The organism is Priestia sp. VA7 (assembly GCF_055710015.1).
The window spans coordinates 571,134-584,523 of record NZ_JBVQPN010000004.1 but is presented as its reverse complement, the minus strand read 5'-3'; the positions used below and the strand labels follow the sequence as shown (position 1 = coordinate 584,523).

The 13,390-nt window shown below is 36.8% G+C and carries 14 protein-coding genes; 3 read left to right on the top strand and 11 right to left on the bottom strand.

Annotated elements, in window-relative coordinates; all coding sequences use genetic code 11:
• Positions 1–21 precede the first annotated feature (21 nt).
• Complete coding sequence (locus AC0C45_RS20800) at positions 22–2,556, bottom strand: AAA domain-containing protein (RefSeq protein ID WP_047932090.1); 2,535 nt, start codon at positions 2,554–2,556, stop codon at positions 22–24.
• A gap of 302 nt (positions 2,557–2,858) precedes the next feature.
• On the opposite strand from AC0C45_RS20800, the gene AC0C45_RS20795 reads away from it, so the two are divergent.
• Positions 2,859–3,881 (top strand): LysM peptidoglycan-binding and 3D domain-containing protein, encoded by a 1,023-nt coding sequence (locus tag AC0C45_RS20795; protein WP_053215311.1) that lies wholly within the window; start codon positions 2,859–2,861, stop codon positions 3,879–3,881.
• Positions 3,882–3,901: 20 nt separating this feature from the next.
• Here the strand turns inward: AC0C45_RS20795 and AC0C45_RS20790 are convergent, their stop codons facing one another.
• The 4 genes from AC0C45_RS20790 to AC0C45_RS20775 form a co-directional block, all read right to left on the bottom strand.
• Positions 3,902–4,378, bottom strand: coding sequence for a GNAT family N-acetyltransferase (locus AC0C45_RS20790; RefSeq protein WP_053215312.1), 477 nt, complete (start codon positions 4,376–4,378; stop codon positions 3,902–3,904).
• Between the two features lie 2 nt (positions 4,379–4,380).
• Entirely contained in the window at positions 4,381–4,587 is a 207-nt protein-coding gene (locus tag AC0C45_RS20785; protein ID WP_013083089.1) for a zinc ribbon domain-containing protein, read from the bottom strand.
• Positions 4,588–4,753: 166 nt separating this feature from the next.
• A complete protein-coding gene (locus tag AC0C45_RS20780) occupies positions 4,754–5,575 on the bottom strand; it encodes an MBL fold metallo-hydrolase (protein WP_047932092.1) in 822 nt (273 codons plus the stop codon).
• A 292-nt stretch (positions 5,576–5,867) separates the two neighbouring features.
• Positions 5,868–6,077: a cold-shock protein gene (locus tag AC0C45_RS20775; protein ID WP_013056977.1), complete on the bottom strand. Its 210-nt coding sequence runs from the start codon at positions 6,075–6,077 to the stop codon at positions 5,868–5,870.
• Between the two features lie 144 nt (positions 6,078–6,221).
• On the opposite strand from AC0C45_RS20775, the gene AC0C45_RS20770 reads away from it, so the two are divergent.
• Positions 6,222–6,671, top strand: a complete 450-nt coding sequence (locus AC0C45_RS20770) for a MarR family winged helix-turn-helix transcriptional regulator (RefSeq protein WP_014460175.1) — start codon at positions 6,222–6,224, stop codon at positions 6,669–6,671.
• 62 nt (positions 6,672–6,733) lie between these two features.
• Here the strand turns inward: AC0C45_RS20770 and AC0C45_RS20765 are convergent, their stop codons facing one another.
• A complete protein-coding gene (locus AC0C45_RS20765; protein ID WP_171777264.1) occupies positions 6,734–7,153 on the bottom strand; it encodes an organic hydroperoxide resistance protein in 420 nt (139 codons plus the stop codon).
• A gap of 156 nt (positions 7,154–7,309) precedes the next feature.
• Complete coding sequence (locus AC0C45_RS20760; RefSeq protein ID WP_237894024.1) at positions 7,310–8,518, bottom strand: DNA polymerase IV; 1,209 nt, start codon at positions 8,516–8,518, stop codon at positions 7,310–7,312.
• A gap of 164 nt (positions 8,519–8,682) precedes the next feature.
• On the opposite strand from AC0C45_RS20760, the gene AC0C45_RS20755 reads away from it, so the two are divergent.
• Entirely contained in the window at positions 8,683–9,261 is a 579-nt protein-coding gene (locus AC0C45_RS20755; RefSeq protein ID WP_016764043.1) for a DedA family protein, read from the top strand.
• 49 nt (positions 9,262–9,310) lie between these two features.
• On the opposite strand, the gene AC0C45_RS20750 is transcribed toward AC0C45_RS20755, so the two are convergent.
• The 4 genes from AC0C45_RS20750 to AC0C45_RS20735 are packed head-to-tail and all read right to left on the bottom strand — an operon-like array spanning position 9,311 to position 13,084.
• A complete protein-coding gene (locus AC0C45_RS20750) occupies positions 9,311–9,790 on the bottom strand; it encodes an RNA polymerase sigma factor (RefSeq protein ID WP_128820706.1) in 480 nt (159 codons plus the stop codon).
• 25 nt (positions 9,791–9,815) lie between these two features.
• Positions 9,816–11,828, bottom strand: a complete 2,013-nt coding sequence (locus AC0C45_RS20745) for a DUF6449 domain-containing protein (RefSeq protein WP_472928701.1) — start codon at positions 11,826–11,828, stop codon at positions 9,816–9,818.
• A complete protein-coding gene (locus AC0C45_RS20740; RefSeq protein WP_025752330.1) occupies positions 11,803–12,702 on the bottom strand; it encodes an ABC transporter ATP-binding protein in 900 nt (299 codons plus the stop codon). The genes AC0C45_RS20745 and AC0C45_RS20740 overlap by 26 nt, the downstream gene beginning before the upstream one ends.
• Positions 12,695–13,084: a GntR family transcriptional regulator gene (locus AC0C45_RS20735; protein WP_013083081.1), complete on the bottom strand. Its 390-nt coding sequence runs from the start codon at positions 13,082–13,084 to the stop codon at positions 12,695–12,697. Before AC0C45_RS20735 ends, AC0C45_RS20740 begins: the two co-directional genes overlap by 8 nt.
• Positions 13,085–13,390 lie beyond the last annotated feature (306 nt).

Sequence of the window (13,390 nt, the reverse complement as noted above, 5' to 3'; positions counted from 1 at the left end):
GATCACGCCCTTTTCCTAAAGTTACAATAAATCTTTAGGTAAAACTTCCTTTTTGCACGATGGACAACATGCGTAGACACCTTTATTTTCATCATAATCTACGTTCATCGGCTGCTTGCATGCTTTACATACAGCATGTACGTAGTTTAAATATTTTTCTACTAATAAACGTGTTGCCCCACTTGTTTTCCCGCAATAATAGCAAATAAACCTTACTTTTCCTTTTTTTGTTATCTCTACTTCTCGCATATGCTGACAAGATTCACAGCGATCCCAGCTGCGAAGGTAATCGCTCAGAGAATATTGTGGTTTATTTGTTTCTATATACATTTTTGTTTCTTGATTTCTTATTTTATCTTCCGTAAAATCAATTGACCGAATAAGCTGTTTAGCGCCTAGCTTTGATTCAATTCTAGCTGCCATAAACGCTTCATTCTTTCCTCCATAAGGCATATTGATCCATATAGTGGATTCATCGATAATAAGCAGTGACATCGGAACAGCAGATGAAATGATATGAGCACCGTCAATCCGAACTTCTTTTGGTTCACGAGTAAGAACGGTCACTTCCCCTTTAAACGAATGTAACATATCCCGTATTTCTTGAGGAACAAGGGAAGCATAAGGAATACACAATAAAATCTGCTGCTGAGCTTGATATAAGTCTTTTTTTAACTGACTGCTGTTCGATGGATGGTACCAAATCAATTTAGGATGCTGAATGACTTCTTTTAAAAATTGCTGAGGCTGGTATACTTTTTGATTTTCGTTAAAGTGGTTGACCAACTTCCATAACGCTCGCTCCTTTGGTACACGCTGCTGGGCAAACGACTCGTCTGAAAGCATAATAAATTTTCCTTTTGAACGCGTCACCGCCACGTTTACCAATCGATCGCTATTTTCATTTGTTAAAAGTAAACCTGGTTTTGACTGCGGCTTTGTATCGACCGTATCAAAAATCATGATATCTCGTTCCGCACCTTGAAATTTGTGTACGGTTGCTGCAATTATATCGATAGCTGGTTCGATATCTTGAAGAAGTGCATTAATCAATTTAGCTTGAGACTTATAAGGAGTCACATAGCCAATAGTAGCGGAAGAAGCTTTGCGTGCCCGCAGCATCAAACTTACCGCCAAAACAGCCGTTATCAAATTATAGCGTGAGCCGGAAGCAGCATCTCGCATAGCGGAAGAATGCAAATGACCAATGTTAAGCATAAGCGCTGCTTCATGAGCAAACGGCCGGCTGCTTGCTACTACTTCTCGACTTGTTGTGACAGATGGATGATCCCCTACTCGATTGCTGTAAATATAGCGATTTGTAAAAGCTGAGATATCTTTATGCATTCTTCTTTGCTTTGTTAACATAAAAAGATGCGGGTGTATCTCACCGCTTTCTACTTGCTCTACAAGACCCGTCTGCTCAAATAAATCTCGCTGCAGCCACTTCTTCACTTCAGCATGAGAAGATTGAGATACCGGGGGAAGCTGTTTAAAATCGCCGCACACGACAATTCGTTTTCCTAACGCAGCTGCAAAAGCAATTTGCGGTGCATATGCCATGCTAATTTCGTCTACCATAACCATATCAAATTCACTTTGATAAAGTAATCGGTCAATAGCCGCTTTTGATAAAGTAGTGCCTACAATATACGCTTGATCAAAAACATTTTTCTCCGCTTCAATCCACTTGTTACGAAGGGCGTTTAGCTTTTTATTAACTTGCTGAAGCTGGTGTGCTCTATTGGGATACCTGCTTAAGTAGACTCGTTCTTCTTGTAGCTCCCGCATCTCCTGAGCTAAATCCGGATCATCTTCTCCAATGACTTCTTCTACTTTTATATTTTCTAAGCCGCTGCTTTTTGTTGCTCCGTATCGAATGAGTTTTCCTTTTTTCCAAGCTTCTTTCTTTTTTAACTGACGCGCAGTTTCTTGCAGCAAACCGTCCACCGCTGCATTACTGTGAGATAATAAAAGGATCCGCTTTGATTTTCGGTAATAGCTTGCCGCGATTTTGGACAGCGTATATGTTTTTCCTGTTCCAGGAGGCCCCCAAATATAAGTAGTACGGTTATAACGCGCTCGCAGCAACACTTCATGAAGAGCGTTCTTAGACGTATACTCCTTATGACGAACAGGACTATTACCTCTCATAAGACGTTTGATTCTCACTATTTTTTGCTTGTAATCTTTTGCTTCCGTGAGTCTATCAATGAGCGCCTGCAATAATTCCCATGGTTCGTTATATATATCGAGTTCGTCTACTTCTTGTCCAATAAACGCATCTATTTTAAGATACAAATCAAACCCTTCTGTTCCGATAACTTCTCCTTTACTTTCTTTATGCTGGTGGACAAGGCGTACCTGAGCTCCATCAAAAAGGTATAAATCGGCTGTGCGTTCAAACCGGTAAAGATACGCATCTCCCTGCTGCCCTAAGTATTCTCCTTTTCCTACCGTATACTTTTCTCCGCCGTGTTTCTTCATATAATTAATCTCAATTGAAAGTGCGCGCACCCATGCTTTTAAATATGAAGAGATAGAGCGTTTTTCCATAGATGTCTAACTCCCTTTTCATCCGTTCATTTCTAACTTGTCTATTCTATCATGTCATTTGAATATAGCATAGCTTCTTTCTTCTTCATTTTTATAAAAGCAGAACACCTTTTTTACTATTCTATCTCTCCAGACAAATTAAGACTTTTTTCATCATAATCGTAAAAAAAACCGCGTTTTTTCTATAATTTTAGACGTATTGTTACAAACTTGTAATATAAAACCTACCATTTTGTCATGAGTTTGTTACATATTGCTGATAGAATAAGAGACAACTATTGGAAATAAAGGAGAATTATTAGATGAAAAAACACATTTTTACATTAGGGGCCACAGCTTTAGTATCAATTGGAATTGCAGACGCAGCATCGGCTGACACAGACACGCATAAAGTAAAAGCTGGAGAAACGTTATTCAGCATCTCACAGCAGCATAATGTAACAGTTGAAGACTTAAAAAAGTGGAATGGTCTTTCTTCCACATTAATTTATGCAAACCAAACATTACAAATTGGATCTACATCTACTGACTCTTCATCTAGTTCAACTCCAACTACAACATCTTCAAATCATACATATACAGTAAAATCAGGTGACACGCTTTACCGTATCGCTAAAAACAACGGTACTTCCGTACAGCAGCTAAAAGATTGGAATAACCTATCTAGTCATTTAATTTATGTGAATCAAGTATTAAAAATAAGCGGAACAGGAACAGTTTCGTCATCACCTTCAGCACCTGTACAAGAAAAAACAAACGAAACGCAGGCATCCCCGGCTCCTAGCAACAGTAAAAGTTACAAAGTTCAGCCTGGAGATACAATGTGGAGCGTAGCACAGCGGCACGGCATTTCAATTTCTCAATTAAAACAGTGGAATAACTTATCGTCTAATACGATTTACATTAATCAAGTGCTACAAGTAGGCGGACAAGCTGCAGCTCAGGCAAAACCATCAACGCCAGCGACTACTGCTCCTTCAACACCGTCAACTTCAACACCGGCACCTGCTCCATCGCAAGAAAGGAAGTCGGTTTCGAAAGAGATTACAGTTGAAGCAACAGCTTATACTGCTTACTGTGCGGGCTGCAGCGGAATCACTGCTACAGGCATCGACCTAAGGTCAAATCCTAATCGAAAAGTAATTGCAGTTGATCCTCGCGTGATTCCATTAGGTTCTCGCGTATACGTAGAAGGTTACGGAGAAGCAATTGCTGGAGATACTGGTGGTGCCATTAAAGGTACTCGCGTTGATTTATTTATGGCATCTCAAAGCTCAGCTTTAAATTGGGGACGCAAAACGGTAAAACTTCAAATTTTAGATTAATCACTAAAAGCAGAAGCGTGTTAGTCGCTTCTGCTTTTTAATTTTTTTTCAAACATAATCATGTCGATAGCTTGCAGGCCATTCTCGTAAATCGGTGGAACATACTGCAAAAAGAAATTCTTTTTGACACCCCTTTGATAAAAGCCTGCCTTTTTATAAAATGATATGTTTTCAAGGCTGGAGTCCGCTGTTCCTACAATCATTTTAGAATAATGGTTACCTTCATACAGTACTTCTAACTTTTTAATAACTTTGCTGCCGATTCCTTTTCCTCTGTATGCTTCTTTTAAACCGATATTCTTTACTTCTACTGCCCGTTCCTCTTCATCGGTGAGGCACTGCACAACTCCTATCTCCTTCTTTTCATACACAATGGTAAATAAAGAACCTTCATTTATATACGACTTCACTACTTTTTCGTCTTCATCCCCTATTAATAGCAGGTTCAAATAGGAAGCGCGCCGGTCTTTATCAATTTCAATAAGATCGATACACATTTTCATCCTCCAAAAAATAAGTCGATAATATTGCTGCCTCTTGAAGATGATTTATTATATAGCTCTGAATACCCGCAGCTCGTGCAATATACCACTGTAAAGTGATTGTGCTGAACATCTAAGTATCTAGACAGTCCCGTTCCCGTTGTAGCAATTTCTTTTGTTTTTGCTTCTGTATGTCCGCATTTTATACAACCGTTTTTCCCCATTGTCATACTCCTTTATAAATAAAATAACTTCTTAATTTATATAAACGGATATAAAAGGAAAAAGTTTCATTTAATTGATAAATAAAGGAAAGTAAGAAACCGCATCTCCCACAGAAGATGCGATTTCTTACTTTTAATATCGCCGGGATGAGTGTACACTCGATTTCTATAACAGCAATTCTCTTTTCATAATTTCAACGTTTTTCTGATGACATTGTGCGGTGAAATCAGAGGGAAACGCCAGTTTATCATTCAGCTTATCGAGCGCTTCTTTACTGTCTTCTTTCACTGCCGCTTGCAGTTCATCTAAATAAGAGCTGGCCATCTCCACTCGTCTTTGAATTTCAGCTCGGTGATGTGTCGTTTTCCCGTGCCCGGGAACTAGCGTTAGATTTTGGTGCTTGGCCAAAATATGTCGCGCAGTAGCAAGCGTGTCGCGGTAATCGTTTACACTTTCATATATGTACGGATATTCAAAGTCCGATAAATAATCCCCTGCGATCCATATCGAATCATCGACAATCATAAATAGTCCATCGTTTGTATGACCTTTTGCAAAATAACAGGTAATAGATGTTTCACCTAAAGTAATATGCTGTTCATTTTCGGTTACCACAATATCCAGCTCCGGGAATATAATATCATGAGATCTTTTTATATAATAGTCATGATCAAACTGCTTAATCATTTGAACTTTTTCTTCTTTGTCCGGATGATTTTTTAAAAATTTGCTGCCGATAAAGCTGGCATTTAATTCTAAGAAAGCGCCATACCCAATGACATGATCAAAATCTCCGTGAGTAAAAAATACATACAGCTTGCGATGATTTAAGATCTCTTGAACATGCTGTTTAATTTCATTAATTTCGTGAGGAAGCCATGTTGGATCAACAACAATCACACAGTCTTTTGTTTCAATCACTGCAGATGTTGTTTGAAATAGCGCGCTTTCAAAAACCGTCATTTGCTCCGTTTTGTATTGAATCATAGAGAACAGCTCCTTATTTTTTCTATCACCTTTATTATAGCGGAAATAGAAAGATAAGGGCGCGTATGACGGTTTATAAAACGAAACTATGCAAGATGTGATAAAATGCGGAACCAGCCAAACAATGAAATCCAAATAGGAATACTAAATAAGGTTCCCCAAAATAAACCTTTCAAAAAGTTTCCTTGATTCATTCTGAAATTCCTCACCCTCATCGTATGTTGGTTCTTAGTCTAGCTCAGCTTAATGAAATTTTAGTGAAAAATAAAAAAAGAAGCAGTTGCTTCTTTTTTTATTTATTATAAAATTGGTGATCGTACTTAATTTTCGGCAGCTCGCGTACTTCCTGTGACATTTCCGTTCCGCACATCGGACAGTTATAATCAACCGTAACAAAATCTTCTCTCATCCACCCATTACATGATTCCGATTGACACGCATATACAGTCGTATCCATCATTTGATCTACTTCTTCTTCTACGGCTTTTTTTGCAAAATACATGTGCACAGCTCCCTTTTTTTCTTAGTATATGTAAAATTCCCATTTTTTATTTACAGCTTGATCACTTTTTCATCCAGCGTTATTGGACACCACTATTTAATTGTGTATAATTAAATAAAAAGCAATAGACTGGAGGCAACATGAATGGAACAACTTTATAAGCAGCTGCAGCTAGAAAATCAGCTTTGTTTCTCAATTTACGCCACGTCTCGAGAAATTACAAAGGTGTACAAGCCGCTGCTCGATAAATTAGGAGTAACCTATCCGCAGTATTTAGCCCTTCTTGTTTTATGGGAACATGAAACACTCAGCGTGAAAAAAATGGGAGAACTTCTGTATTTGGATTCAGGCACCCTTACTCCTATGCTAAAAAGAATGCAGGATCAAGAATTAGTGATTCGTGAGCGTTCTCATGAAGATGAACGCGTTGTTTTTATTAGTTTAACCGAAAAAGGAAAAAAATTACGTGATAAAGCTTGTCATATTCCAGAAGAAGTTTTTAGCATGACAAATAAGTCACAGGGAGAATTAGAAAAGCTGAAAGAAACGCTGCAGGAGTTACTGCAATCACTGCATACGTACAATCAAAAATAGACCATATAAACTTGCACATAAAAAAGCGCCTGGATTTAAGAAAAATCCAGGCGCTTTTTTATTTACTCAACCGTTGTATTTAACGTTACGTTAACATTTCCACGCGTTGCTTTAGAATACGGGCAGAATTGATGTGCATCTTCTACTAGCTTCTCAGCTACTTCTTGTGAAACGCCTTTAATATGAGCGTTTAACACCACGCCAATTTTAAAGCCATCGTCAGTGTGGTCTTTTAGTAGACTTACCTCTGCAGTAATAGACGAATCAATGTCTTTTTTTTGTTTCTTAGCGATTAAATTTAAAGCACCGTCAAAACAAGCAGAATATCCTGCTGCAAACAGCTGCTCGGGATTTGTTCCTTCTTCTTTGTTATTTGGAGAAGGATTTACAAGGGTTAAATCAATAATACCATCATCTGATTTAACTCGACCATCTCGGCCTCCTACCGCTGTTGCTTTAGATGTAAATAGTACGTCTGACATAAGATCACCTCATAGATTATTTTATGTAATTTCATTGCAGACAATCAAAAAAGTCGCAATCAAATTCATTTTGTAATCACTTTGATTACCGTGATAGTAATGTACTTCCCCTTCTATAATGAGTGTAAACCTACTATTTTATACAAAAAAAGAGAGTTACCTCTCTTTTTTTCCTCTTTGTTTTTTTAAACCGCTTTGAATAATGTTATCTCCATATTTTTCACGCAAACTTTCGACCGCTTTGTATAAAGGCTCTTTTTTTGCTTGCTCTCCATATGTAAACAAATCCAATTGTTCTTCTTCCTGAAGATGGTGGCTCACTTGAAGAGCAGCTACGCCTAATAAACGAATCGGTTCTCCGTTCCAGTGCCTTTGAAATAATACCGCACTGTAATGAAAAAGATCGTTTGGCTCGCTAATTGCTTTTGAAATAGTTTGGCTTCGAGTAATGGTTTTAAAATCACTGTATCGTATCGTTAATTGAATCGTTTTGCTTACAACTTTTTTCGCTTTCATACGAGAGCTTACAGAATGCGATAGTTTATTTAAAATAGGGAGAACTTCATGTTCATCTACTGCATTTTGAGATAGCGTCGTAGAGTTTCCAATAGATTTAAACTGTGATTGGCGATCAGGGTTCACCTGTCGATCATCTTGGCCCCATGCTCGTTCTTTCATAACTTCTCCTTTTACTCCGAGAGTTTGTTTAAGAAGACCGGGAGCGGCTTTTGCTAGATCACCGATGGTCACGATCTTAATCGCATTTAGCTTCTCAGCTGTTTTTTTACCGATTCCGTGCATTTCCTCTACGGCTTTTGGCCAAAGAACTGTTTGGACATCTCTTTTTCGAAGGACGGTAATCCCTAAAGGTTTTTGCATATCACTTGCCGTTTTGGCTAAAAATTTATTCGGCGCGATTCCAATTGACACAGGAATTTGCAGCGTCTGTATTAAATGCTGCTGAATGGACTTTGCTATGTCAAGAGGAGAGCCTAATTCAGCACAATTTGTAATATCCAAATAGCCTTCATCAATGGAAGCAGGCTCTAAAAGAGGTGAAATGGTTACTAAATAATCAAACATGTTTTTGGACACTTGGCGATATAATGGAAAATTAGGTTTTATAACAACCAGCTCAGGGCATTTTCTTTTCGCTTCCCAAAGAGGCATTGGCGCATATACTCCGCGGTTACGAGCAATATAGTTACAGGTTACAACAATTCCTCTTCGTTCCTTTGGATTGCCAGCAATAGCAAGAGGCTTATCTTTGAGCGTATGATCATGTGCGGTTTCAACAGATGCATAAAAAGCATTGGCATCAATATGAAGAATAACTTTGCCGTTTTTAGGGTACATCATTTTCATACTATCACCTCTTTCTGTATAATTAATCCCCAAAAGAAGAACGTACATTCTTATTTATTATAACTCTTTTTTTCTAAGTTGTGCGTACCTATACTTTATTTTTATTTTGAGCGAACACTGTGTGTCACTCTCTCGTATTCTAATGAAGAAAGGAGGAAGAAAACGTGATTGATCAGCTTATCGGAGCCATTAACCAATTAGGCTACGGATATTTCTTTTTTATCATTTTAGTCGGAGCCAACCTTACTCCTATTCCTGACCCGGTATATATTATGCTTGCGGGCAGTCAGGCTACATCTCCGTCCGTTCAGTATATTCCAGCTTTTATACTTACCTACAGCGGCATGATGATTAGCTTATATCTTAAGTTTTTGATAGCCAGTCTTTTTTCAACTCAGGCGCTTGCGCTATTAAAGCGCCCGCGATGGGAAAAAAATGTGATGAAAGTCGAGCGAACGATCCAAGAATATGGATCTCATGCCATCATCGCAAGCTATTTTTTACCAGGAATGCGACATGTGATGCCTTTTTTTCTCGGAGCAAGCGGAATGAAGCATCGTCATTACATTAAAGTCTCATTTTCTTTTGGTTTCATTTGGACGCTCGCTTTATTTATTTTCGGTTCCTTTTTTAATACGACATCTTCTTATACTGATGTGATTGAGATCACTTTAGCTTTTTGTGCGATCAGTTTGATTATCTATGCCGTCCAAAGAAGAAAAATACGAAAAAAACAGCAGTAGTTTGTGTAAAAAAGTTCTTTTTCACAAACTGCTGCTGTTTCATTTAAAATTAAATGACTTCATTATATCCCTTCACAAAGTATTTGCGCGCGCGGTAAAGAGCTGATTTTAACGTAGTCATCTGCATATTTAATAACTCGGCAATTTCTTCATATTTAAATCCTAATCCATATTTTAATAGAAGCAAATTGCGATACTTAGGATTCAATTGATTTAAAATCGCCTGACATTCAGCCGCTTCTTCATTTCTAAGCACCTGCTGAATAGGCGTATATATAACTGGTTCTTCTTTGTAAGAAGACGTATAGCGGTCTTTCACTATTTTACGTCTTCCTAAGTCACAGCGTTTATTTAATGCGACGCGAAACATCCAAGCTTTTATTTTTTCAGGATCGACCATTTCTTGTTTTTCTAAATATTTTAATGCTACTTCTTGCGTAATATCTTCGGCGTCTTGTCTATTCACGCCATTTTTCAATAAATAAGCCAGCACCTGATTTAAATAATCTTGTAATTCCTCGCCGCACATAATAAGTTCTCCCTTGTTATTTTAGTTATTTTAGTTTTTCTTTTAGTTCTGTTGGAATCATGTTAGCATCAAACATTTGAACTTCAGGACTTGAATTTTTATAACGGAAAACAACTATATAATCCCCTTGTTCTTGAATGGTTGTATGGGAAAGAAAATAATTGATTTGTTTGGAATCTTTAATAGTTAACGCACCTTTTCTTTTAGTTAGAATAGAGGGCGTGTCTACCCATGCATTATGAAGAATTTCGTGATCTTTATTCTTTAAAACTACAATATTTGAAACGTCTTCTGGCATTACTCGAGCATCTTCGAACATTTTTTCGTGCTTGAGCCACTTTTCAACTTCTTTATATGATTTCTCAAAAGGTATGGAGTCTACACTTCGTCCATTTCCGTCCATAAAGTCAATGCTAGACCAGCTTTGTTGGTTACTCTGAGTATCTTCATACGTTTGATTTTGTATGGATTTTCTTATGGCCTGTTTTAAATCTTCAATTTTGTTTGGATCTTTAATTACAATAGGTTCGCCACTTTTATACATTGCATTAATTTGAACTTCTTTTACATACCTCATATTTTTATTATCAGGTTCTAAAATATAAAAAGAATGTTTTTTATACTCAGGTGTTTCTATAATTCGTTTATAGAAAGCTTTATAATCAGCTTCCCTTATCGCATATTGTCGAACAACTTTTTTATCATTTTTTAAATTATAAGCAAATGTTATTTCACGAGCATCTCCAGACTGTATTTCTCTTTTAGAAATATTAGGCTGATCTTTTATAATTTGTTTATGCAATGCTCGTATAAAATTAACGGTATTTTTATCAGAATAATAGTAAGGTGGTCTATAATAGTCACCATTCTCTGGATCATGACTTTTAGAGTTATCTGTTAAGGAGTAATCATCTTCATCAAAATATACAGATTGAATGTTTTCTTGATTTGGTAAGTAACTAGAGTAACCAAAAACATCTGCCTTCAAGCCTATACCTATAATAATAGCTGCTGCCACAAACAATAAGTAACCCTTCCATTTATCAAATACACGCCATGTTTTAGCTAAAATCATGTGTCCAAGAATATACCCTAATAAGGAACCAAAAACATAACCAAAAATAAGCCATTTAAAAGAATCCTTCATCTCACCGAAGTACATCCCCCATAATAATAATGAGCACGTGGTCAGTCCATAGATAAAAATAGGTTTTAACCATTTGAAAGCGATTGCATGCGTAGCGATTTCTAAACTTCTCTTTCGATATGCAATATATGCAATGAAATAAAGTACACAAGCTACAATTGCATATATTACTAGAGTTAGATAACTTTCTTTTCCACTATCTAACAGATCTATAATATGGATAAAAGGAACCAAATCTTGTAAGTTTTCCCCTGAATAATATGTTGTAGCAAAGCCATACCAATAAAACTTAACATTCATAATAAAAAACTGAATGAGCGCAGCCGGAAGAATGAATAATATATATATAAACGCACCTTGCAGTATTGACATACCTGTGAACATACCTGCAAATACGGCCCCAGAAAAAACAAAGATATTCAAAATAATAGTATCAATAGCCCATCGTAGAATTAATCTTATCGTATATAAATCGTCAACATTTACTGAATCTTTAATAAGAAAAAGGACGATGGCTGAAATAATAACAGGTAAAACTAATGATACAATTCCTAATAATATGTTTTGCCAAAATAGCACACCTCTGCTTATTGGTAAGCTATGAATATAATCAGCGGCCGATTTTGTTTGGATATATCGAAATAAAAATATAGCTAGCACCACAGGAACAGTAAACATAAACAAGAATTGAAGACTTCCAACAACTTCAAATAGCGTCTTTAATTTTTCCGTATATATTCCATCTTTGTTCACTTCACCTGTATATCTCAAAATAATTTGAAGCGGTACGATAAATAAAAGCACAAGCGTATATAAAGCACCAATCCATCCCACGTTTCTCATGGATTGAATCCACATGCCGCGGTTAAACGATGATGTTTTCGATTGCATAACCCACATCCCCCATTTCATAAATAAAGATTTCTTCCAGCGTAAGTGGCAAGATGTCAAAAATTAAAGGCTTATACGATCGAACTTTGTTGACTAAGTGATTTTCTTTTCCTCGAACAATACAAAGCAAGACGCTTCCTCGTTTTTCTTGATATAAAATGTCCAGCGTGTCATAAAGCGCTAGCGGCACATCTCCTTCAAATGCAACTTGAATTTTGTGCACGTCTGATTTTAAATCATCCAGTTCTTTTTCAATTAATAATTGACCGTGATGCAAGATGCCTACATGATCACAAAGATCTTCCACTTCTCGTAAGTTATGTGATGAAATTAAAATCGTCATTTCCCGTTCTGCCACGTCTTGGACAAGAAGGTTTTTAATTTTTTGACGCATTACCGCATCTAACCCATCGAGCGGCTCATCTAAGATAAGTACATCAGGCATAGCAGACATCGCTAACCAAAAACCTACTTGACGCTGCATTCCCTTGGACATTCTGTGTACCTTTTTATGTAATTGAATCGGGAAAGCTTCTTTTAATTTTTGAAACCGCTCTTCGTTCCAAGTCGGATAGACGCTTCTATAAAAAGACGCTAATTGCTTAATCGTTGTTTGAGGGAAAAAATAAAGAGAATCTGGCATAAAAATAAGACGTTCTTTTAAGCCAACGTTTTCAAATACTTCCTCGCCGTCTATTGCGATTTTCCCGTGATCTTGCTTGTAAATACCTGCAATGATTTTTAATAGCGTTGTTTTTCCTGCCCCGTTCGAGCCAAGCAGTCCGTAAATAGATCCTTTTTTTATAGAAAGCGTGACGTCTCTTAGAGCTTCCATTTCTTCAAACTCTTTTTTTATCGCCTTCAGTTCAATCACTATCGCTTCCTCCTTTTACTGCTTTTTCAGCCTGTGAAATAAGTGATAGAATTTCATCTTTATCCATCCCTAAATACATAGCTTCTGCCAACAGCTTTACTAATTCTTCTTTCATCTTTTTCACCTTCTCGTTATTTAGTGTATCAACTTGAGGCGTTACAAAACTTCCTTTGCCTGGAACTGAATAAATATAATTCTGATGTTCTAGTTCACGATACGCTTTTTGAATTGTATTTGGATTAATCGTTAATTCTTTTGCTAACAGCCGAACAGATGGAAGCTTTTGATCGGCCTTAAAGACTTCATGAATAATAAGCTCTTTCAATTTATCTACTAATTGCTCGTATATCGGCTTGCGACTACGAATATCTAAATCGAACATAGTCTGCCTCCCTTCATCTACCCAAAATCATGATGTGTGTACTAGATGTATTAACTGTATTACTCATCGTATTACAGTTAATATTATAGTATGTTTTTTGGAAAAAACAAGTACTTTTTTTACTTTTGTTACAAAATGATGACAAAAAAGTGTTTAATAGCTTTATAGGGGAAATGCAAATAACTGTAAATAAATTACGGGTGCTGCCTTCGTTATAAGCCAAAATACTCCTTTAAGTCAGCACCTCGTTTTGTTTGTCTTAACCAAGTACCTCTAGTTATTACAATAGTAATGTTTTATAATGTT